We start from the raw sequence: 20438 nt of genomic DNA, 5'->3' as shown, positions 1-20438 counted from the left end.
GCGGCGCGAAGTGCTGCACTGCTGAGCCGGGACCCATTGTCTGGTCCGTTCTGGGTCCCGGTTCAGCGTCGCATCGCTTCGCGCTGCGCCGCGCCCGGGACACGAAAAACTACACCCGCGTCATATCGAATTTCGGTTTCTGGCCGCTGCCGTAGCGGCGGAGCGCGCCTTCTTCACCGACCGCGTTGGGGCGCTGGAAGATCCAGTTCTGCCAGGCGGTCAGGCGCGAAAAGATTTTCGATTCCATCGTCTCCGGACCGACGAAACGCAGGCTTGCTTCCATGCCGGTGAGGCTGTCGGGCGAGAAGCTGGCGCGCTCCTCGAGGAAGACGCGAACCTCGTCGTCCCAGTCGATGTCGTCGAGCGCGAAGGTGACGAGGCCGAACTCCTCGGCCTGTTCGGCATCGAGGCTTGTGCCGACGGTGTCTTCCGCGCGGTCCACATCAGACGGATCGGCCTGGAAGCGCGATTGCAGGCGCGTCAGGCCATGGCTCATCGGATACGGGCCGAAATTCATCGCGGAGAGTTCGATCGTGGGCGGCGGGCGGTTGTCGCCCTGGCGCGTGCCGATCAGCATGTAGGAGCGGTCGGCGGCGAAGACGAGCTCGGCGAGCGTGCCGGCAAAGCAGGAGCCGGGCTCGACCAGCGTCACCAGCGTGCGCGAGGTGACGTCGATGCGCTTCAAGACGCGCTTCCAGTAGTGCCTGATCTCGTTGACCAGCCAGTGCGCCTTGTTGGCTTCGAGGAAAATGTCGCAGGCGAGCACATGGGCGCGGTCGCCATGGCTCTTGAACACCAGCATCGCGATCTCGAGCTCGTTGATGCGCAGGTGCAAGATGGCGTCATCGAGCTCGCGCGCCACTTGCAACGGCCAGAACGACGCGCCCTGCGCCATCATGCCGTCGATGTCGGCGGGCGGCGCGGCCTCCGGCGCCTTGATCGAGATGGTGGCGATACGGGCAGTGCGGTCGATGTCGACGGTGACGAACCCGTAGCGCAGGCTGGTCTCGTCGATGATGCGCTTGAGCGGGGTGAGCGCGATGCCCTTGCCGCTGCCCTTGCGCTTCGAGTTGCCGGCGAATTCCCTGGCGCGCTCGGCCACCTTGGCCTCCAGCTTTGAATTCGGCGCAATCTCGTCGACCAGGCGCCACTGCACGGCGCGCTTGCCCTTCACGCCTTCCTCGATGGTGCAGAAGAAGTCGGCGTGGTCGCGACGCACCTTGCGCTTGTCGACGACGCGCGTCAGCCCGCCGGTGCCCGGCAGCACCGCGAGCAGCGGCACTTCGGGCAGCGCCACGGCCGAGGCGCCGTCGTCGGCGAGGATGATGTGGTCGGTCGCGAGCGCCAGCTCATAGCCGCCGCCGGCGGCCGAGCCGTTCACTACCGTGATGAAGCGCTGGCCGGAATTCTCAGAGGAGTCTTCCATGCCGTTGCGGGTCTCGTTGGTGAACTTGCAGAAGTTCACCTTGTGGGCATGCGTCGAGCCCGCGAGCATGCGGATATTGGCGCCGGCGCAGAACACGCGGTTCTTGGCCGAACGCATCACCACCACCTTCACCTCGGGATGCTCGAAGCGCAGGCGCTGGACCGCGTCCGCGAGCTCGATATCGACGCCGAGGTCGTAGGAATTGAGCTTGAGCAGATAGCCCTCGAACAGGCCGCCATTCTCGTCGACATCCATGGTCAGCGTCGCGACGTCACCGTCGACCGCGAGCTTCCAGTGCCGGTAGCGGGATGGCTCGGTCTGGAAATCGATGAATGTCGCACCGCCTGCGAGGCGCCGATCTTCCCCGGCCATGGGCCACCCTTGATTTTGGACTTCGGTCTTTACCGTTAGATGCACAATAATGCATATAACGGAGTTCGTCTAGTCCATAAACGCCAATACATGCACTTTGTTTCATGATGACTACTGGGACCGCACGATGGCGCCGAGCGGGAGATGTGCCTCCGCAAGCTCATGCGGCGGGTACCCCGAGTCCCTGATCGTCGCGCAGGGCCGCCTTTGCAAATTGCTCAATCGCGTCAAGCGTCGCTCCCGGCGCTTCACGATGCGGGGAATGTCCCGCGTCTGAAATGACTCTCAAATCGACCGGGCAATAGCATTCTTGCTGCGCGATCTCGGCCTGACGCAGTGTCCCATATTGGTCGTCCACACCTTGCAGGACCATGACAGGAACGCGGATGTAGGCGAGATATTCCGAGATGTCCCAGTCGCGGAATTTCGGGTCGAGCCAGGCGCGGTTCCAGCCATAGAAGGCGTTGTCGACGTCCTTGTGCCAGCGCGCGAGTTTTGGCTTGAGGTCCGTGGTTTCGTAAGCCGTCTTGATGGCGGCGATCGATGCCACCGAGATGTCCTCGACGATGAAATGCGGCGCCATCAGCACGAGCCCGTGCAGGCGGTGATCCTGATGCGCACCGGCGTAGATCGCCGCGATCGAGGCGCCATCGGAATGGCCGAGCAACAGGCCGCGCTTGAAGGGAATCGCGTCGAGAATCTTCGAGAGTACGTCCAGCGCCTCGCGTTGCATGTAATCGAGCGGCCGTGGCAGCGCCACCGCGCTCGACTGCCCATAGCCCGCGCGCGAATAGACGAAGATGCCGGCGCCGGTGGCCTCTCGAAGCTTCTCCGGGAAGTCGCCCCACAGCCCGACGGAGCCGAGGCCTTCATGCAGCATGACGATCGTGGGGGCGTCAGCGGATTCGGGCGCGAGCCATTTGTATTCGAGGCTGGCGTTGCCGATGCTGAGAAAGCCGGTGGGGGTGAGATTGGTCATTTCTTCGCTCTTCTCTCTCCGTCGTCATGCCCGGGCTTGACCCGGGCATCCACGCCTTTGCTCAATCGCGGATGCACGTGGATGGCCGGGACAAGCCCGGCCATGACGGCTTGTCGCTAGTTCGTCCCTTCCCGCAATTTGAACCGCTGGATCTTGCCCGTCGCCGTCTTCGGCAGGGACTCCACCACGTCGATCCAGCGCGGGTATTTCCAGGGGCCGATCTTCTGCTTGACGTGATCCTTCAACATCTCCTGCAAGTCTGTTGTCTTCACGCCCGGACGCAGCACCACGAAGGCCTTTGGCTTCAACAGGCCTTCCGGATCGGCCTCGGGCACGACGGCAGCCTCCAGCACGGCGGGATGCGTGATCAGCGCGCTCTCGACCTCGAACGGCGAGACCCAGATGCCGGAGACCTTGAACATATCGTCGGCACGGCCGCAGAAGGTGTATCGGCCCTCGGCATCCCGGACATATTTGTCGCCGGTGCGCGTCCACGGGCCTTCGAACGTGCGGCGGCTCTTGTGGCGCTGGTTCCAGTAGCCCTCGCCGGCGGAGGGCGCGTCGACCAGGAGCTCGCCGACCTCGCCATCGGCCACATCCTGGCCGGCCTCGTTGACGAGCCGCACCGCATAGCCCGGCACCGGCTTGCCGGAAGAACCATATTTGATGTCGCCGGGCGCGTTCGACAGGAAGATGTGCAGCAGTTCGGTCGAGCCGACGCCATCGAGAATGTCGACGCCGAAGCGCGCCTTCCAGCTGTTGCCGACGGATTCCGGCAGGGCCTCACCCGCGGAGGTGCAGATGCGCAGCGACTTCCCGCCACGCTCGCTCTTCATGGTCTCGTCGTTGAGCATCGCCGCGAACAGCGTCGGCACCCCGTAGAAGATCGACGGGTTGTAGCGGTTCATGAGGTCGAACATCCGCGCCGGCGTCGGGCGTTCGCTGTTCAAAATCGTGGTGGCGCCAACCGACATCGGGAAGGTCAGCGCATTGCCGAGGCCGTAGGCGAAGAACAGCTTTGCCGCTGAGAGGCCGACGTCGTTCTCGCGGATGCCGAGCACCTTGCTGGCGTAAGTATCGGCGGTTGCCTGCAGGTTCGAATGCAGATGCCGCACCCCTTTGGGCATGCCGGTCGAGCCCGACGAATACAGCCAGAATGCCGGCTCGTCCGGATGCGTCGCGGCGGTCGTGAATTGATCGGTCTCGCGCGCGAGCTCCTCGGCGAGCTGCTTGTGGCCGTTCATCTTGCTGCCGGAGACCACGACATGCTCGAGATCGGGCATGCGGCCGACCACGTCCTTGATGACGGGATAGAGCGCTTCCGACACGAACAGCACGCGCGCGCGGCAGTCGGCGAGGATGTAGGCGTATTGATCGGCGGTCAGTAGCGTGTTGAGCGGCACCGGCACGATGCCGGCGCGGATCGCGCCCAGAAATACGATCGGGAAATCGACCGTATCCAGCATGATCATCGCCACGCGCTCCTCGCGGCGGACGCCGAGCCGGCGCAGCATGTTGGCGGCGCGCCGCGTTTGGTGCTGGAGCTCGCGATAGGTGAGCCGCGAGACGGTGTCGTCGAACACGGTCTTGCTGCCGCGGCCCTCCTCGACGTTACGGTCGAGCAGCCAGATCACCGCGTTATAGGATCCCTCGCTCACGGATTTCTCCCCGAATTTAGAATTATAATTCATAGAAAGACACCGCGGCCGCTTGCTGTCAATGCCAGCAGGCATTATGTTTCATTAAAACGCGCCGCAGGACCTTGTTTAAAGAAGGCATCCGCTAAAGAAGGCTCATGACCGACAGTCCCGACGCCGAATCCCGCTTTCTCGAACAGCTCGGCCAGCGCGTGCGCACCATGCGCGCGCTGCGTGGCATGTCGCGCAAAGTGCTCGCCAAGGTATCAGGAATTTCGGAGCGCTACATCGCGCAGCTCGAAAGCGGCAAGGGCAACGTCTCCATCGTGCTGTTGCGCCGCGTCTCGGACGCGATGGGCGCGCATCTGGAAGACCTGCTGCCCTCGGCCGATCCGACGCCGGACTGGCAGATGTTTCGCGATCTCCTGCGCAAGGCGACGCCTGCCCAGATCGCGCAGGCCAAGGATTTGCTCGCCGGCGGCAGCGCATCCGCGCCGCGGCGCGCGCCGTTCTGCGGCATCGCGCTGATCGGCCTGCGCGGGGCCGGCAAGTCCACGCTTGGCAAGATCTTGGCAAAGAAAGTCGGCTGGAGCTTCGTCGAACTCAACAAGGAGGTCGAGCAGCAGAACGGGCTCTCGGTCGCCGAGATCATCGCGCTCTACGGTCAGGAAGGCTTTCGCCGCATGGAGCAGGCCGCGCTGCAACAGCTGCTCGCGCGCAACGAGCTGATGGTGCTGGCGACCGGCGGCGGCATCGTTTCGGAGCCGCTGACCTTCGACCAGATCCTGTCATCGTTCTACACGATCTGGCTGAAGGCCGAGCCCGAAGAGCACATGGCCCGCGTCCGCCGCCAGGGCGACCTGCGTCCGATGGCGGATGATCGCTCCGCGATGGCGGAATTGCGCAATATTTTGCTGAGCCGCGAGCCGCTGTACTCGCGTGCGACGGCCGTGGTGGATACCGCGGGGCTCTCGGTCGACGCCGCGGCGGCGCGGCTGATCGATGCAGTGCGCCCGGTGCTGCAGAACGAGGCCCGGAGCTTCGGTCTGCGCAGCGTGGCGCTGTAACTCTCCGCCGTCGTCCCGGACAAGCGCAGCGAAGCGGAGCGCTGATCCGAGACGACAGCGGAGTTTGTGCGCGGGCTTCAACGACATATATCAACGCCCCGCAAGCAAGCGTTGGGATAGATGATGACCGACAGCGACGTCGCAATCTCCATGTTCGAGCGGATCGGCGGCAGTGCCACGATCAATCGGCTGGTCGAGCGCTTCTACGAGCGCATGGATACGCTGTCGGAAGCGCAAACCATCCGCGCGATGCATGCCGCCGATCTCGGCCTGATCAAGGACGTGCTAAAGCGCTACCTCACCGAATGGACCGGCGGCCCAAAACTCTACTCTGTCGAAAAGGGCCATCCGCGGCTGCGGCAGCGCCACATCGGCTTTGCCATCGGCGATGCCGAGCGCGATGCGTGGCTAACTTGCATGCGCGGCGCGCTGGAGGAAACGGTCATCGATACCGCCGTGCGGCAAGATCTCGACAAGGCGCTGTCAGGTCTCGCCGACTGGATGCGCAACCGTTAAACGCAGCTCACAACAATTGCGACCGCACCGACTCCGCGCCGTCGCGCAACGATGGCAAGAATCGCTCGATCAATTCCTGCTCCGGCACGCGATCGACGTGGGCGCCCATGTTGACGGCGGCGACGATCACATTGTCGTAACGGCGCACGGGAACGGAGATCGAGCGGAAATGCGGCTCGGCCTCGCGGTCGACGAGGGAATAACCTTGCGCGCGGTCCGCCGCGATACGCGTGAGAAGCGCCTTTGGATCGGTCACCGTCTGCGGCGTCAGCACTTCGCGCTTCATCGTCGTCAGGCGCGCGGCGAGATCGGCGTCGTCGAGCTCGCCGAGCATGGCGCGGCCGACCGAGGTGCAGAACGCTGGCAGCCGGTAGCCGATCTCGAGCCCGCCTGAAAACATCCGTACCGGGCTGCTGCGCGCGACGAACACGACGTCATCGCCATCGAGCACCGCGAGCGAGGAGATTTCCTGGGCAGCGGTCGCGATCCGGTCGAGCACAGGCTGAAGCACGGCGACGAGCTGATTGGACCGCAAATACGACGCCGCGAGCGTCAGCACATGCGGCGTCAGCGAGAACAGCTTTCCATCGCCAGAAACGAAGCCTCCGCGCTGGAGCGTGAACAGCATGCGGCGCGCGGTGGCGCGCGGAAGCTCTGCGGCGCGGGCGAGATCGCTCAGCGTCATCGGACCGGTGGTCGCGCCAAAACATTGCAGCAGGCGCAGGCCGCGATCGAGGCTCTCGACCCAATCCGTCGCGCGCTCTTCGGTCTCGCTTCGTTTCAGCTTCGGCATGGGCCGGGGATAGTCCTGCAAAATAGTGCTTGCTGCCGATCCAAGGCATGGCATAATTCGCCCATTCGTTCAATAGGCGAACAAAACGCTCTCCAGGAAAAGGACGCGACCGCCATGATGAGCCAGGAGCAGAACGACCTGATCACCCGCACCGGGGCGAATGACGCCTGCGGGAAGCTGATGCGGAGCTACTGGCAGCCGGCGGCGTTGATCGATGAGCTCGAAGGCGAGCGGCCGATCCGCCCGGTCAAATTGCTCGGCGAAAGCCTGGTGCTGTTTCGCGACGAGACCGGACGCTACGGCCTGATCGACCGCCATTGCGCGCATCGCGGCGCCGACCTCGCCTTCGGGCGGCTCGAGCATGGCGGCCTGCGCTGCGCCTTCCATGGCTGGCTGTTCGACGCGACCGGCCAGTGCATCGAGACCCCGGCCGAGCCGAAGGACTCAAAACTCTGCCAGAACATCCGCCAGCGCTCCTATCCGGTGGTGGAGAAGAGCGGCATCCTCTGGGCTTATCTTGGCGAAGGCGAGCCGCCGGCCTTTCCGGAACTCGACTGCTTCGTCGCGCCGGGCACGCATACGTTTGCGTTCAAGGGCCACATGGCCTGCAACTGGCTTCAGGCGCTCGAAGTCGGCATCGACCCCGCGCACGCGTCGTATTTGCACCGCTTCTTCGAGGACGAGGACACCTCTACTGCTTACGGCAAGCAGTTCCGCGGCGCGTCGGCGGGCAGCGACCTGCCGATGACGAAGATCCTGCGCGAATACGACCGTCCAATCATCAACGTCGAGCACACCGAATACGGCCTGCGGTTGATTGCGCTGCGCGAGATCGACGAGGAGCGGACGCATGTGCGCGTCACCAACCAGCTCTTCCCGCACGGCTTCGTCATCCCCATGAGCACGGAGATGACGATCACGCAGTGGCACGTGCCGGTCGACGACGAGAACTGCTACTGGTACGCGATCTTCACCAGCTACGCGAACCCCGTCGACAAGAAGAAGATGCGCGACCAGCGGCTCGAGCTCTACGAGTTGCCCGACTACAAATCGCGCAAGAACAGCAGCAACGATTACGGTTTCGATCCGCACGAGCAGCAGACCGCGACCTATACCGGTATGGGCAGCGACATCAACGTCCACGACCAATGGGCGGTGGAGTCGATGGGCGCGATCCAGGACCGCACCAAGGAGCATCTCGGCCAGAGCGACAAGGCGATCGTGCAATACCGCCGGCTGCTGCGGCAAGAGATCGAGAAGGTTGCGGGTGGCGAGAAGCCGATGCTGCATCTCGACGAGGCCAACGCGCGTTCGATCCAAGGGCCGGCGACCATGGACGGCATCGGGCCGACGCGTAGCTGGGAGACCTACTGGATGGAAGTCGACGTCAAGCGCCGCCGCGGCGCGCCGTGGACCGCCCCGGTGCCGAAGGAGATCGCGGATAACGTGCACCGGCTGACGGCGGCGGAGTGACGTTCATGTGCGGAACCCATAGGGTGGGCAAAGGCGCGAAGCGCCGTGCCCACCATGCTTCCATGCGGACGACAGACGCGGTGGGCACGCTTCGCTTTGCCCACCCTACGGCAGTTGAAGGAGTGATGAAGTGACTTTCGTCGCGCGTCATGCGCTGTGGTCGGATGAGCAGAAGGACGCCGCGACGCGGCTCCGCCGCATCGTCGAGGAGAAGAACCTCGAAGTCATCCGCCTCGCCTTCCCCGACCAGCATGGCATCTTGCGCGGCAAGACCATCATCGCCTCCGAGGCGATTGCGTCGCTGGAAAGCGGCTGCTCCATCACCACCACCATGCTCGCCAAGGACACCTCGCACCGCACGGTGTTTCCGGTGTTCACCGCCGGCGGCGGGTTCGGCATGAAGGAAATGGAGGGCGCAGCCGACGTGCTGATGGTCGCGGATCCCACCACGTTTCGCGTGCTACCATGGGCGCCGACGACAGGCTGGGTGCTGTGCGACCTTTATTTCAGTGACGGCCGTCCCGTCCCGTTCGCGACGCGCAGGCTTTATCGCAAGGCTCTCGATGAGCTCGGTAGCCGCGGCTATGATTTCGTCGCAGGGCTCGAGGTCGAATTCCACATCTTCAGGCTCGACGACGCGCATATGCGGCCAGAGGACGCCGGCCAGCCCGGCACGCCCCCCTCGGTCAGCCTGCTCAGCCACGGCTATCAATATCTCACTGAACAGCGCTTCGACCAGATGGAGCCGGTGCTGGAGATTTTACGACGCGACATCGTCGCGCTTGGGCTTCCCTTGCGCTCCGTCGAGGTCGAGTTCGGGCCGAGCCAATGCGAGTTCACCTTCCAGCCGAAGAAGGGCCTGGAGCCCGCCGACAACATGGTGCTGTTTCGTAGCGCCGTGAAGCAGATCGCGCACCGGCACGGCTATCACGCCACCTTCATGTGCCGGCCGAAGCTGCCGAATGTGTTCGCGAGCGGCTGGCACCTGCACCAGTCGATCGTCTCGCACGCGAGCGGTGAGAACCTCTTCATGGCGAAGGAGGGCAGCGAACCGCTCAGCGCCTTCGGCCGCGCCTATCTCGCTGGTCTGCTCGCCCACGCTCGCGCAGCGACCGTGTTCACCACGCCGACCATCAATGGCTACAAGCGCTACCGCTCCTATTCGCTGGCGCCCGACCGCGCGATCTGGGGCCGCGACAATCGCGGCGTGATGATCCGCGTGCTCGGCGGCGCCGGCGACGCAGCCACGCGCCTGGAAAACCGCGTCGGCGAGCCCGCTGCCAATCCCTATCTCTACATGGCCTCGCAAGTTCTTTCGGGTCTCGACGGCGTCGACCGCAAGCTCGATCCTGGTCCCTCGGCCGACACGCCCTACGAGACCAAGGCGCCGCTGCTGCCGAAATCGTTGCGTGACGCGGTGAGCGCGCTGAAGGACGATCCGTTCTTCCGCGAGAAATTCGGCGCGGAGTTCGTCGACTACTACACCCACATCAAGAACGCCGAGATCGACCGCTTCCTGTCTGAGGTGACTGACTGGGAACATCGCGAATATTTCGAGATGTTTTGAGCGCGTTGCCTTATGCCGCCTTCGGCCTCTGCTTGAGGTAGAAATAGGTCGGCAGCAGGCCAAGCGCGACGATCGCGACCATCACCCACCATCCGCGCTGGAACGCCACGAGGCGCTCCGGCAAAGATGAAGGCGAGCCGATGATGGCCACGAAGATCGCTACTCCCACCGCGAGCGAGGCTTGACGGATCATGTTGATCACGCCGGAGCCCGTCGCGAAGGACGACGGCGGTAATCCCGCGGCACTGACGCCCATCAATGTCGGAAACGTCAACCCGACGCCGATGCCGGTCGGGATCATGCCCATGATCACGAACGCCGTGCTTGGCTCCGGGCCGATCAATGTCGCCCATGCGATCAGGCCGGCGGCGAAAACCACGATGCCGGCGGTGACGACAGGCGCGGCGCCGAAGCGCGCGATCAGGCGTCCGGCGAACAGCAGCGAGGTGATCGGCACCATCAGCGGCCCGGGCGCAATCGCAAGGCCCGTCTGCAACGCCGACCATCCCCACCCGGTCTGCTCCCACAGGGCAACCGAAAGCAGCATGGCGCCGAACGCCGCCGAGTAAGGCGCCATCACCAGGGCCGCGCCCGTGAATGGACGGATGTGAAACAGCGCCGGATCGACAAAGGGATTCTCGAGGCGGAGACAGCGCCAGACGAACAGAGTCAGCAGGATCGCAGCCGCCGCAAAGCTGTAGCCGATGGCAGGCGTACGCAGGCCCCAGTCGCTGACCTTGACGATGGCGAAGACGAGCGCGCCGATGCCGCCGGTCACCAGAACTGCATCAAGGAATTTGGGGCGGGGCGCATCGTGGCCGGCAATCTCCGGCAGCTTCCGCCAGCCGATCACCATGGCCGCGAGGCCGATCGGGACGTTGACGAAGAAGATCCAGCGCCAGTTGACGGCGACCAGCACGCCGCCGACGACGGGTCCGAGCGCTGCGGCAAGGCCACCGATCGCTGTCCAGGTCCGCACCGCACTACCGCGCTTCTCGGGGGCGAACACTGCCAGCAGCAATCCGAGCGAGGTCGGTGTCATCAGCGCAGCGCCCGCTGCCTGCACCAGGCGAAATGCGGTCAGCATTGCGACACTGTTGGCGGCAGCGCAGGCCGCCGAGGCGGCGGTGAAGAGGCCGACACCGAGCAGGAAGCTGAGATTCCTGCGATGACGTTCGGCCAGCCGGCCGAAGAACACCAGCAGCGCCGCATAGGCGATGGCGTAGCCGTTGAGGACCCACGACATGTCGTCGAGCGAGGCGTCCTTGAAATCGTGTCCGATGTTGGGGAGCGCGACGTTGACGATGAAGAGATCGAGATTGGCGAGGCAGATGCCGACGCACACGATCGCCAGCACGGTGTTTGGCGACGTCGCCGGACGGGGAGGCTCGGGCGACAGCGAGAGATCATCAAGCAGCACGGCGCGGGCCAATGCGCCGCGTTCAATACTGTTCATTGGTTACGCCTTTTCAATCCGCAATTGATGTCGTTCGGCGATCAGCGACTGGTCGCCGGCGATGCCGGCTAAAATATTTCGCAAGTCGGCAGCGGCGCGCTTGCCGAATCCATTTTCGAACTTCTCCTGCGCCGCGCGCCACAGCGGCTGTGCGTCGGCAAGGCGTGAGCGCCCTGTCCGCGTCAGCTTGACCAGGCGGCTCCGTCGATCGGCCTCATCGCGCTCCAGCATGACCAGACCGTCGCGCTGGAGCGGGCGAAGGTTCTGGCCGATGGTCGACTGGTCCATGACCAGCGCCTCGGCAAGGTCACGGATCGAGGGTGCAGACTCTCCGCGGCGATGAATCTCGGTCAGCAGAGCGTACTGCGTGGAACGAAGCCCCGAAGGCTCCAGCGCGGCGTCGTAGAACAGCGTCATGTGGCGCGACGCCCTGCGCAGGGCCGCGCAGTTGCAGCGGTTTCGCTCCACCACAGGCAGCTCTTGCTCGGCCATGACGCTCCCATTATCGGGATATCCCGATATATCAAATAGAGGGATATCCCGATATTGAGCCTGCGTCAACCGGAGACGTTTCCGGCTCGGCGGGGTCACGTCTCACACATTGGTGAAGCCGTTTCGCGGGGCATGATCCGACGACATCGAGAAGCGGCCGGACGAAGCCATTTCCGTCATCCCGCGAAAAACGCCGGAAAGACTGACGGCCTATGATGTGCCGATGATCAACAATGGAGTTCGGTCATGTTGGGTCAATTGTTCAGCCTGATCTATCGCCTCTCCTGCCGGACCACCCTGATCGAGATCGGCACGCACCGCCTCGCACGCTAGCGGCCGGCGGACGCGGCTTGGGTAAGACGGATTGACCAGATAAAAGGGGATTTCCATGCACAAGCTGATCCTGATCGCGACGGTGTCGCTGCTGGCCACGCAGGCCTATGCCGGTGGTCCGCGCAGCCTGAGCTTAGCTGCCCAGCCGACGACCGAGCAGCCGGCCACAGCGGCGGCGCCACAGGTCACGCAGGCTCCGCCGGCCACACCGCCTGCGAGTGTCCAAACGGCGACCACCGCACCCGCTTCCACTCCGCCGGCAACGACAGTGCCGGCTGCAACAGCTCCGGCCGTCGCGCCCGCTCAGTCCACCGCCACGCCGGTGACAAGCACGACCGGAACGACCAAGCCAAAGCGCCGCCAGCCGTCCACCGAGGCGCGCGTGATCCGCGAACTGCATCGTCACGGGATTTATTGGTAATCGCCCCGCTGTCGTCCTGGTCGTTCGCCAGGACGACGCCGAGGGGGGCGGCGACATAGCCGCGCCCCTCACCTAACCTCAAATCCCCAAATATTTGTGTTGCAGATCCGGCTCGGCCATCAGTTGATCCGAGCTGCCGCCCCAGACCGTCTTGCCGCGTTCGATGATGTAGTGGCGGTCGCAGATGCGGGCGAGGTGGTCGACGTTCTTGTCGACGACGAGAATCGACTGTCCCCGGCTCTTCAACATCGACAGGCAGTTCCAGATCTCTTCGCGGATCAGCGGCGCCAGCCCCTCGGTTGCTTCATCCAGGATCAGGAGTTTTGGGTTGGTCATCAGCGCGCGGCCGATCGCAAGCATCTGCTGCTCGCCACCGGAGAGTTGATTGCCCATGTTGGCGGCGCGCTCGGCGAGCCGCGGGAACAGGGCGTAGATCGCGGCCAGCGTCCAGGGATTGGCGCTGTTGAAGCGGTCGGCGGCGGCCGCGACCAGATTTTCGCGCACGGTGAGGTTCGGAAAGATCTGGCGCCCCTCCGGCACCAGGCCGACACCGAGCTTGGCGATCCGGTAGGACGGCTGCGTCCGCACCTCCGCGCCTGCGAAGCGGATCGTGCCGGCGCGCGCCGGCGTCAGGCCCATGATGGAGCGGATGGTGGTGGTCTTGCCCATGCCGTTGCGGCCCATCAGCGAGACCATCTCGCCCGGCTTGATCGACAGCGACAGGCCGAACAGCACCTGGGAGAGGCCGTAGCAGGTCTCGATGCCGTCGACGTCGAGCAGGGTGTCAGCCATCACTTTTTCAGACATGGTGCGTCACCACATGCTGATCGCCGAGATAGGCGCGCTTGACCTCGTCGTTGGCGCGGATCGCGGCCGGGTCACCGGAGGCGATGACGCGGCCATAGACCAGCACCGTGATGCGGTCGGCCAGCGCGAACACTGCCGGCATGTCGTGCTCGACCAGCACGATCGAGACCTCTTTGCGCAGCTCCTGGAGCAGTTGCACCATGCGCTGGGATTCGGTGACGCCGAGGCCCGCCATCGGCTCGTCGAGCAGCAGCAGCTTCGGCTTGCTGGCGAGCGCGACTGCAAGCTCGATCTGGCGACGCTCGCCATGGCTGAGCCTGGACACCAGGACGTCGGCACGATGCAACAGGCCGACGCGGTCGAGCGCGGCGTGCGCTGCATCGCGCAGGCCCTTTTCCTTGCGCGCATTGGCGAAGAAGCGGAACGAGTGGCCTGCATGCGCCTGCGCGGCGAGTGCGACATTGTCGGCGGCGGTGAAGTCGAACAGCAGCGAGGTGATCTGAAACGAACGCGCCAGGCCCAGCGCGCAACGGCGATAGGCCGGCAGGTGCGTGATATCGAGGCCGCCGAGCGAAACACTGCCGGAATCCGGAGCGAGATGCCCGGTGAGCTGGCTGATCAGCGTGGTCTTGCCGGCGCCGTTCGGGCCGATGATGGCATGCAGCTCGCCGCTCGCGACATCGAGCGAGACGTTATCCGTCGCCGTGATGCCGCCGAAGCGGCGCACCAGTTTTTCGACACGAAGCAAGGGTTCAGCCACGGTTGAGCCTCCCGAGCAGGCCCATGATGCCGCCGCGGCCGAACAGTACGATCAGCAGCAGAAGCGGGCCCATGATCAGCGCCCAGTATTCGGTAATCTGCGACAAGAACTCTTCCAGCAACAGATACACCACCGCGCCCATCACCGGGCCGAACAGCGTGCCCATGCCGCCGAGGATCACCATCACCATGAGATCGCCGGAGCGGGTCCAGTACATCACGGCCGGGCTGATGAAGTCGGTGTTGTTGGCGAGCAATGCACCGGCGAGGCCGCACATCATGCCGGAGATGACGAAGCAGACGAGCTGGTAGCGCTTCGAGGGAAAGCCGATCGCCTGCATGCGCTGCTCGTTGGAGCGCAAACCCTGCACGACGAGGCCGAAGCGCGAATTGACGATACGCCAGATCAGGAAGATCACGCCAAACAGGCAGGCGAGGCAGAGATAGTAGAACTGCGTGCGGTTGCCGAGATTGATCAGCCCGGAGAAGTCGCTGCGCTTGTAGACGGTGAGGCCGTCATCGCCGCCGTAACGCGCCAGCCCCGAGGCGACGTAATAGGCCATCTGCGCGAAGGCGAGCGTGATCATGATGAAATAGACGCCGCGCGTGCGCAAGGAGAGCGCGCCGATCACCAGCGCGTAGATCGCGGACGCTGCCAGCGCGACCGGGAACTGGATGAAGCCGGAGCCGACACCTTCCTGCGCCAACATGCCGACCGCGTAGCCGCCGATGCCGAGATAGGCGGCGTGGCCAAAGCTCATCATGCCGCCATAGCCCATGATGAGGTTGAGGCTCGCCGCCGCCAGCGCCAGGATGACGATGCGGGTGAACAGCGTCAGGATGAAGATGTTGCCGGAGAGGGACGAATAGAGCGGCAGCAGCACGAGGCCCGCCAGCATCAGGGCCGTGACGGCCTTGCTCACAGTGAAAGCCTTCATCGACGGTTGGCCGGAAACAGCCCCTCCGGCCGCACCACCAGCACGATCGCCATCAACAGATAGATCAGCATGGAGGACAGTGCGGGCGCAGCGGTGGAAGCCGCGGAAGAGCTCAGGATTTGCCGCAGCAAATTGGGCAGGAAGGCGCGGCCGAGTGTGTCGATCATGCCGACGAAGATCGCAGCCAGGAATGCGCCGCGGATCGAGCCGATGCCGCCGATCACGATGATGACGAAGGCGAGGATCAGGATGTTCTCGCCCATGCCGATCTGCACGGTGAGGATCGGCGCCTGCATGAGGCCGGCAAGGCCCGCGAGCGCGGCACCTAAGCCGAACACCAGCGTGTAGAGCAGCTTGATGTTGATGCCGAGCGCGCCGATCATCTCGCGGTTGGAGGCGCCGGCCCGGATCAGCATGCCGATGCGGGTGCGCATCACGCCGAGATAGAGCAAGAGCGCCACCAGCAGTGCCACCACGATGATGGCAAGGCGATAAGCAGGGTAGTGAATGCCGGGCAGGATCGGCACCGGCACCGTGAGCCAGGTCGGCAACGGCAGCGCCAGCCCCGCCGGACCCCAGATCAGCCGCACGGCTTCATTGAAAAAGAGGATCAAACCGAAGGTCGCGAGCACGTGGTCGAGATGGTCGCGCCCATAGAGATGCCGCAGCGCCGCCATTTCGAGCACGATGCCGAGCACTAGCGTCGCGCCAAGCGCCAGGAGTGCACCGAGCAGGAAGCTGCCGGTCCAGGCCGCGAAGGTCGCGGCGAAATAGGCGCCCATCATGTAGAGCGAGCCGTGCGCAAGGTTGACGAGATCCATGATCCCGAACACCAGCGTCAGGCCGGCGGCGAGCAGAAACAGGAGCAGGCCGAACTGCAATCCGTTCAAGAACTGTTCGACGACGAGCAGCATCAAGACTCTTTCAGGCGCACGCAGCGTCGCGCCGATGTTCGAACACAGTCGCCATCAGTGAAAGAGCTCCCCCTGCCTGTACAAGGCCGAAAAATGGGTAATGGCAGTATCGTTCCGAGGCAAGAGCGATTCCGCGCCGGACATGCACTTTGTTGCATCCCGGCGCATGCGGTCGAGCCCTCCTATAAGCCGTGCAAGAAGGCTGCCGCGGGATGGGTCAACCTGCCGCACCAAAACGATCACCCTCCCCCCGGCAGGCCGGGGAGAGGGTGCGGACCTCGTCGGAATGATAGAAAAGGACGCGTCTAGTGCGACGTCACCTGGTGGGGAAGATCATCGGGCTCGGCGAGCTCGCTGTTTGCCGTCGAGGCCTCCAGCGCCGCCATCCGGAACAGATAGGCAAGCGTTGCCAGTCCGCTGTCTTCCGCCATCTGCGCGAGCTCGAGCGCCATGTCGGACATGTAGCCGAGATTCTCGTCCTTGGTTTGCGCCATGATCTGGCTGTCCCGCATCATGTTCGACATCTCAGGCGCTCTTTCGTTGCGCGGCGGAAAGGCCGCAGAGGTTGGCGTGGGCGATGGCGTCCAGACGCGGGCCGTCCTGTTGCACGATCGAAGCCATGCCGATGCGATCATGCAGGGCATCGACCGTCTCCTGGCGAATATCGATGGTCGCCGCCATGGTCCAGGCGTTCTCGACCAGAGCCGGCAGACCAAGCGGCGTCACGACGAAGCCGGCCTCATGGAAGCGCGGCAACCACCAGGTCTCCATGATCGCACTGACCTGCGCGATTCCCTGGCCGAGACAGAACTCCTGCACCGCCGCCATCAGTTGCAGGTTGAGCGCGCCGTCGCGGCGACCACGTACGACGAAATAACGTGACCACTCCCAGACCAGCGGATCCGCAGGGCAGCCGCGCACGGACGCCAGATGCGGAAACACCTCGCTCATCATTGAGGGCTTGGTCGTCGGATAGAGCCGGTGGCCGCCAATGACGCGGCGGCCCTCCAGCGCAAGCAGATAAACGGTATCCTCGTTGTCGTAGGGGTCGATCTCGCGACCGTCCGGCTTGCGCAACGTCTCCCAGCGCCGCTCCTCGACGAAGATGTCGTGACGCAGCCGGAAATGTTGATCGAGCACGTCTTCGTAAAGGTGACGATTGACAGCGGAAATTGCATGAATCATGAAAACCCCATTCATCCCTCAATGGGGGGAGCCTCTGCGAAAAGAGGCAGGTTCGGTATTGGGAAATTTCCCAGTAGGTCGCTTAGGGATTGATGATCTTGTGGCGAATCGCCAGCGCGACCGCATGCGTACGGTTGACGGCACCCAGCTTACGCGCTGCAGTTGCGAGATGCTCCTCTGCGGTGCGCTGCGCGATGTGCAGGATCTCGCCGATCTCCCAGGCCGACTTGCCTTGCGAGGCCCAGACGATCACCTCGCGCTCGCGAGGGGTCAGGCGCGTCAACTGCTGCGGTGCCGGATCGAGCAGACGACGAATGTGATCGAAGCCATACATCGCCATCAGGTGCAGGGCCGGCTTGCTGCGGGCGTTGAGATCGAGATGGATGCCGCCGAGCGAGACGGCCGCCTCATATCCGGTAAGCCCGTGAATCGGGACGATGAAGCCGCGCGACATGCGAAAATCAGAGGCGCGGTTCATAACCTCCGCCGCACCCGGATCGAGCTCGGCATCATAGGGCGCTTCCGACCACTCAAACGGGTTGACCGATTGCCGGCACATCCGCACCACCGGGTCAACGCGATCATAATTGTTCTCGGTGTAGAGGCTGAACCATCCTGCCGGCCAGCGTTTGGCGAGCACCATCTGCGCGAACCGCTGATCGGGATTCGGCAGTCCCGTCACGATGATGGTTTCGAAGCCGAAGCGCCCGAAGGCCCCTTCGAGCGCATTCATGGCGTCCGGAACCTTACGATAGGCCTGCAGCCCTTCGACGAAGTCCAGCGCTTCCTGGCCATAATCCACGGCGGACATCGGTGCGTTCCCTGACCCTCGCCGCTCGGTATAGCACGTCTTTGGGGGCTGCCTCAATTCGCGCGTCCGTAGTTTCCCGGCGTGCGGCGTGCGCTGAAGATTTAATCTACTTGTGGAGGAAGTGACGTCAAGTTACACCTAAGGCGTCTAGAGCGGGAGAGCCACGATGGAAGATGAGAACATCGCCCTCAACAGCGTGCTCGGCCTGGAATTGAACCGCGTGTTTTTCGCGGTCCGCGATACGGCAAACAAGCAGAGGATCATCGAGTTCGCGCGCGAAGTGCTGCAAGGAGAGCGCGAGGAGCGGCCCGGCAACGTGTCACCAAAGGGACCGGCGGGCTAGAACGCAGCTGCAACAAACGCAGCACCGCGCTGAGGCGCCGTTGTCTCTTCTGGACGCGCCGCTTTGGCCGAAACAATCCGCCCGCGAAATCGAGTTTGCTGCTTCCGTCCATGTTGACCAGCATTTGCCGCTGGATGACCTCGCATCGCTCGTGAGATGATCGCCCTCGCGATTGCTTTCGGGATGCCCAAGACATGATGACGCTGCGCCAGGTTGAAGTGATCCGTGCCGTGATGGTGACGGGCACCATTGGCGGTGCGGCGAAGCTCCTGAACGTGTCGGCGCCGGGCATCAGCCGTCTCGTCAAATACACCGAGCGCTCGCTCGGCATCCGTTTCTTCCAGCGCCAGAACGGACGTTATTTCCCGACGCCGGAAGCCGAGAGCATCTTCGAGCAAATCAACGGCGTCTACAAGAAGGTCGACGACCTCTCCGAGATCATCTCCAAGATCGGCCGCGGCGGTCTCTCGGAATTGCGCATCGGCTCGGTGCCGAGCATCTCGCAGGTGATGGTGCCGCGCGCGATCGAGCGCGTCCGGCGCCGCTATCCGGATCTCGGCATCGACATCAACATCCTCAAGCTCGAGGAAGCCATCGACTATCTCATGCTCGGCCGCGGCGAGTGCGTGGCGATGAGCTACCGGCTCGAACATTCCGGGCTCGACTTCATGCCGCTCGCCTCGGGCGAACTCTATTGCATCGTACCGCCCGGCCACGAGCTTGCCGGCCGCAAGCAGGTCTCGGCCGCCGAAATCACCCGCTATCCGCTGATCGGCATCGATCCCAACGACCCCTACGGCCGGATCATGGCCGAGATCTTTGCGCGCCACCGGCTCGACTACAACATCACCATCCGCGCGCGCTTCGGCACCACGGTCTGCGCACTGGTGAAGGCGGGACTCGGCATCGCCATGATCGACCAGTTCACGGTGGCCCACGGCGGCTATCCCGGCATCGAGCTGTTGAAGATCACCGAGCCGACCCGGTTCGACACCTATGTCGCGGTGAAGCGCGGCGCGCCGCTGTCGCTCCATGTCGAGTATTTCATCGAGTCCCTGCGCGCTGAGATGCGCGCGGTCGAGCCGTCCCGCGGCAACGGCAAGGCCGCTCTGGCACGCGGACGAAAGAAGTAACATTAGGTTAGGTTTACCAGATAAATGGGTAATTGTGTTAGGCGGGGGAAAGACTATCGTGCCACTTGGAATTGCGCGAATTTCGCGGCTAATGGCCGGAAATCAACGCTCATCACCAGGTGATAGTGGATCATGTCAAAGCGCGGACCTGCCGCATCCAAAAAACTCCTCACCGGCCTGATCGGCGCGCCGATCGCGCATTCCGCCTCACCCGCCATGCATGAGCGCGCCGCCGAGGCACTTGGCCTGCGCGGACACTACCAGCTCATCGAGGTCGCCGGGGCGGACGCGACCGGACTCAGCATGATGCTCGAGGGCGTGCGGCGGCTCGGCTTTGCCGGCGTCAACGTCACCTTTCCCTACAAGGAAGCGGTGGTCCCGCTGCTCGACGCGCTGGCGCCGGGTGCCGCCGCCATGGGCGCGGTCAACACCGTCGTCGTCAAGGACGGCCGGCTGACCGGCCACAACACCGACACGACCGGCTTTGCGCGCGCCGTCGCACCGCTACTGGCACAGTCTGGCAACGCCGTCGCCGTGATCGGCGCCGGCGGCGTCGGCAAGGCGATCGCCTTTGCGCTGGCGAGCCTGGATGTCGCCGACCTCCGCATCTTCGACAGCGAGACCGCGCGCGCGGAAAAGCTCGCGGCGTTGCTAGCCAAACAGGGTGGCGCCAGGATGGCCGCAAGCATCGAGGATGCACTCGAGGGCGCGAGCGGCCTCGTCAACGGCACGCCGGTCGGCATGCTGCCGAACCGGGGTATGCCGGTCCCGGCGGCGCTGCTGCACGACAAATTGTGGGTCGCGGACGCCGTCTATTCGCCGTTGATCACGCCATTGCTCGCCGCAGCGCAAGCCAAGGGCGCGCGGATCATGACCGGGCGGGAGCTTGCGATCTATCAGGCCGCAGACGCCTTCGAACTGTTCACGGGCCTTGCCCCATCGACCGAGGTCATGGGAGAGGCATTTGACGAGGTGATGGCGGCACGAAGCTCGGCCTACCACGCAGCGTAACCGAA

At 64.1% G+C, this 20438-nt stretch carries 21 protein-coding genes; 8 read left to right on the top strand and 13 right to left on the bottom strand.

Annotation, left to right across the window (positions count from 1 at the left end; translation table 11 throughout):
- Window positions 1-109: 109 nt before the first annotated feature.
- The 3 genes from boxC to ABIB73_RS21465 all read right to left on the bottom strand — a co-directional run bounded on the left by boxC (window position 110) and on the right by ABIB73_RS21465 (window position 4435).
- Window positions 110-1798, bottom strand: coding sequence for a 2,3-epoxybenzoyl-CoA dihydrolase (gene boxC, locus ABIB73_RS21475; RefSeq protein ID WP_354227080.1), 1689 nt, complete (start codon window positions 1796-1798; stop codon window positions 110-112).
- A 160-nt stretch (window positions 1799-1958) separates the two neighbouring features.
- On the bottom strand, window positions 1959-2777 hold the full coding sequence (locus ABIB73_RS21470) for an alpha/beta fold hydrolase (protein WP_354227078.1): 819 nt from the start codon (window positions 2775-2777) through the stop codon (window positions 1959-1961).
- Window positions 2778-2893: 116 nt separating this feature from the next.
- The gene (locus tag ABIB73_RS21465; RefSeq protein ID WP_354227076.1) at window positions 2894-4435 is read right to left on the bottom strand and encodes a benzoate-CoA ligase family protein; all 1542 of its coding nucleotides are present in this window, start codon (window positions 4433-4435) and stop codon (window positions 2894-2896) included.
- Window positions 4436-4572: 137 nt separating this feature from the next.
- On the opposite strand from ABIB73_RS21465, the gene ABIB73_RS21460 reads away from it, so the two are divergent.
- On the top strand, window positions 4573-5481 hold the full coding sequence (locus ABIB73_RS21460; RefSeq protein ID WP_354227074.1) for a helix-turn-helix transcriptional regulator: 909 nt from the start codon (window positions 4573-4575) through the stop codon (window positions 5479-5481).
- 123 nt (window positions 5482-5604) lie between these two features.
- The gene (locus tag ABIB73_RS21455) at window positions 5605-5997 is read left to right on the top strand and encodes a group II truncated hemoglobin (protein WP_354227072.1); all 393 of its coding nucleotides are present in this window, start codon (window positions 5605-5607) and stop codon (window positions 5995-5997) included.
- Window positions 5998-6004: 7 nt separating this feature from the next.
- Here ABIB73_RS21455 and ABIB73_RS21450 read toward each other — a convergent pair whose 3' ends face one another.
- Window positions 6005-6790, bottom strand: coding sequence for an IclR family transcriptional regulator domain-containing protein (locus ABIB73_RS21450; protein ID WP_354227070.1), 786 nt, complete (start codon window positions 6788-6790; stop codon window positions 6005-6007).
- 114 nt (window positions 6791-6904) lie between these two features.
- On the opposite strand from ABIB73_RS21450, the gene ABIB73_RS21445 reads away from it, so the two are divergent.
- Window positions 6905-8263, top strand: a complete 1359-nt coding sequence (locus ABIB73_RS21445; RefSeq protein WP_354227068.1) for an aromatic ring-hydroxylating dioxygenase subunit alpha — start codon at window positions 6905-6907, stop codon at window positions 8261-8263.
- A 130-nt stretch (window positions 8264-8393) separates the two neighbouring features.
- Window positions 8394-9830 (top strand): glutamine synthetase family protein, encoded by a 1437-nt coding sequence (locus ABIB73_RS21440; protein ID WP_354227066.1) that lies wholly within the window; start codon window positions 8394-8396, stop codon window positions 9828-9830.
- A gap of 10 nt (window positions 9831-9840) precedes the next feature.
- Here the strand turns inward: ABIB73_RS21440 and ABIB73_RS21435 are convergent, their stop codons facing one another.
- Both ABIB73_RS21435 and ABIB73_RS21430 read right to left on the bottom strand, forming a co-directional pair.
- The gene (locus ABIB73_RS21435) at window positions 9841-11286 is read right to left on the bottom strand and encodes an MFS transporter (protein WP_354227064.1); all 1446 of its coding nucleotides are present in this window, start codon (window positions 11284-11286) and stop codon (window positions 9841-9843) included.
- Window positions 11287-11289: 3 nt separating this feature from the next.
- Window positions 11290-11778: a MarR family winged helix-turn-helix transcriptional regulator gene (locus ABIB73_RS21430; protein ID WP_354227062.1), complete on the bottom strand. Its 489-nt coding sequence runs from the start codon at window positions 11776-11778 to the stop codon at window positions 11290-11292.
- Between the two features lie 388 nt (window positions 11779-12166).
- On the opposite strand from ABIB73_RS21430, the gene ABIB73_RS21425 reads away from it, so the two are divergent.
- Window positions 12167-12532, top strand: a complete 366-nt coding sequence (locus ABIB73_RS21425) for a hypothetical protein (RefSeq protein ID WP_354227060.1) — start codon at window positions 12167-12169, stop codon at window positions 12530-12532.
- Window positions 12533-12610: 78 nt separating this feature from the next.
- On the opposite strand, the gene ABIB73_RS21420 is transcribed toward ABIB73_RS21425, so the two are convergent.
- The 7 genes from ABIB73_RS21420 to ABIB73_RS21390 form a co-directional block, all read right to left on the bottom strand.
- Window positions 12611-13339 carry an ABC transporter ATP-binding protein gene (locus tag ABIB73_RS21420; protein ID WP_354227058.1) on the bottom strand — a complete coding sequence of 243 codons (729 nt, stop codon included), beginning with the start codon at window positions 13337-13339 and terminating at the stop codon, window positions 12611-12613.
- Window positions 13332-14099: an ABC transporter ATP-binding protein gene (locus ABIB73_RS21415; protein WP_354227057.1), complete on the bottom strand. Its 768-nt coding sequence runs from the start codon at window positions 14097-14099 to the stop codon at window positions 13332-13334. Before ABIB73_RS21415 ends, ABIB73_RS21420 begins: the two co-directional genes overlap by 8 nt.
- Window positions 14092-15036, bottom strand: a complete 945-nt coding sequence (locus ABIB73_RS21410; protein ID WP_354227055.1) for a branched-chain amino acid ABC transporter permease — start codon at window positions 15034-15036, stop codon at window positions 14092-14094. Before ABIB73_RS21410 ends, ABIB73_RS21415 begins: the two co-directional genes overlap by 8 nt.
- Window positions 15033-15950, bottom strand: coding sequence for a branched-chain amino acid ABC transporter permease (locus tag ABIB73_RS21405; RefSeq protein WP_354227054.1), 918 nt, complete (start codon window positions 15948-15950; stop codon window positions 15033-15035). The genes ABIB73_RS21410 and ABIB73_RS21405 overlap by 4 nt, the downstream gene beginning before the upstream one ends.
- 305 nt (window positions 15951-16255) lie before the next feature.
- Window positions 16256-16474: a hypothetical protein gene (locus ABIB73_RS21400; protein WP_354227052.1), complete on the bottom strand. Its 219-nt coding sequence runs from the start codon at window positions 16472-16474 to the stop codon at window positions 16256-16258.
- A gap of 1 nt (window position 16475) precedes the next feature.
- Window positions 16476-17135, bottom strand: a complete 660-nt coding sequence (locus ABIB73_RS21395; RefSeq protein WP_354227050.1) for an acyl-homoserine-lactone synthase — start codon at window positions 17133-17135, stop codon at window positions 16476-16478.
- Window positions 17136-17217: 82 nt separating this feature from the next.
- Entirely contained in the window at window positions 17218-17946 is a 729-nt protein-coding gene (locus tag ABIB73_RS21390; protein ID WP_354227049.1) for a helix-turn-helix transcriptional regulator, read from the bottom strand.
- A 166-nt stretch (window positions 17947-18112) separates the two neighbouring features.
- On the opposite strand from ABIB73_RS21390, the gene ABIB73_RS21385 reads away from it, so the two are divergent.
- From ABIB73_RS21385 to ABIB73_RS21375, 3 genes are all read left to right on the top strand, one after another.
- Window positions 18113-18289: a hypothetical protein gene (locus tag ABIB73_RS21385; protein WP_354227047.1), complete on the top strand. Its 177-nt coding sequence runs from the start codon at window positions 18113-18115 to the stop codon at window positions 18287-18289.
- A gap of 194 nt (window positions 18290-18483) precedes the next feature.
- Complete coding sequence (locus ABIB73_RS21380) at window positions 18484-19422, top strand: LysR family transcriptional regulator (RefSeq protein WP_354227045.1); 939 nt, start codon at window positions 18484-18486, stop codon at window positions 19420-19422.
- A 132-nt stretch (window positions 19423-19554) separates the two neighbouring features.
- Window positions 19555-20433, top strand: a complete 879-nt coding sequence (locus tag ABIB73_RS21375; RefSeq protein WP_354227044.1) for a shikimate dehydrogenase — start codon at window positions 19555-19557, stop codon at window positions 20431-20433.
- Window positions 20434-20438: the final 5 nt, after the last annotated feature.

The sequence above is a fragment of the Bradyrhizobium sp. F1.4.3 genome, assembly GCF_040548375.1.
Taxonomy (GTDB): domain Bacteria; phylum Pseudomonadota; class Alphaproteobacteria; order Rhizobiales; family Xanthobacteraceae; genus Bradyrhizobium.
The sequence above is the reverse complement of the archived record's forward strand: the minus strand, read 5'-3'. Positions and strand labels throughout refer to the sequence as shown.

Bases quoted from the DNA above. Each gene is read 5' to 3' on its own strand.
- ABIB73_RS21375 (WP_354227044.1), top strand. From the start codon at position 19,555: ATGTCAAAGCGCGGACCTGCCGCATCCAAAAAACTCCTCACCGGCCTG.
- ABIB73_RS21445 (WP_354227068.1), top strand. From the start codon at position 6,905: ATGATGAGCCAGGAGCAGAACGACCTGATCACCCGCACCGGGGCGAAT.
- ABIB73_RS21425 (WP_354227060.1), top strand. From the start codon at position 12,167: ATGCACAAGCTGATCCTGATCGCGACGGTGTCGCTGCTGGCCACGCAG.
- ABIB73_RS21470 (WP_354227078.1), bottom strand. From the start codon at position 2,777: ATGACCAATCTCACCCCCACCGGCTTTCTCAGCATCGGCAACGCCAGC.
- ABIB73_RS21385 (WP_354227047.1), top strand. From the start codon at position 18,113: ATGGAAGATGAGAACATCGCCCTCAACAGCGTGCTCGGCCTGGAATTG.
- ABIB73_RS21460 (WP_354227074.1), top strand. From the start codon at position 4,573: ATGACCGACAGTCCCGACGCCGAATCCCGCTTTCTCGAACAGCTCGGC.
- ABIB73_RS21455 (WP_354227072.1), top strand. From the start codon at position 5,605: ATGACCGACAGCGACGTCGCAATCTCCATGTTCGAGCGGATCGGCGGC.
- ABIB73_RS21380 (WP_354227045.1), top strand. From the start codon at position 18,484: ATGATGACGCTGCGCCAGGTTGAAGTGATCCGTGCCGTGATGGTGACG.
- ABIB73_RS21395 (WP_354227050.1), bottom strand. From the start codon at position 17,135: ATGATTCATGCAATTTCCGCTGTCAATCGTCACCTTTACGAAGACGTG.
- ABIB73_RS21410 (WP_354227055.1), bottom strand. From the start codon at position 15,036: ATGAAGGCTTTCACTGTGAGCAAGGCCGTCACGGCCCTGATGCTGGCG.
- ABIB73_RS21450 (WP_354227070.1), bottom strand. From the start codon at position 6,790: ATGCCGAAGCTGAAACGAAGCGAGACCGAAGAGCGCGCGACGGATTGG.
- ABIB73_RS21430 (WP_354227062.1), bottom strand. From the start codon at position 11,778: ATGGCCGAGCAAGAGCTGCCTGTGGTGGAGCGAAACCGCTGCAACTGC.
- ABIB73_RS21400 (WP_354227052.1), bottom strand. From the start codon at position 16,474: ATGTCGAACATGATGCGGGACAGCCAGATCATGGCGCAAACCAAGGAC.
- ABIB73_RS21435 (WP_354227064.1), bottom strand. From the start codon at position 11,286: ATGAACAGTATTGAACGCGGCGCATTGGCCCGCGCCGTGCTGCTTGAT.
- ABIB73_RS21420 (WP_354227058.1), bottom strand. From the start codon at position 13,339: ATGTCTGAAAAAGTGATGGCTGACACCCTGCTCGACGTCGACGGCATC.
- ABIB73_RS21405 (WP_354227054.1), bottom strand. From the start codon at position 15,950: ATGCTGCTCGTCGTCGAACAGTTCTTGAACGGATTGCAGTTCGGCCTG.
- boxC (WP_354227080.1), bottom strand. From the start codon at position 1,798: ATGGCCGGGGAAGATCGGCGCCTCGCAGGCGGTGCGACATTCATCGAT.
- ABIB73_RS21390 (WP_354227049.1), bottom strand. From the start codon at position 17,946: ATGTCCGCCGTGGATTATGGCCAGGAAGCGCTGGACTTCGTCGAAGGG.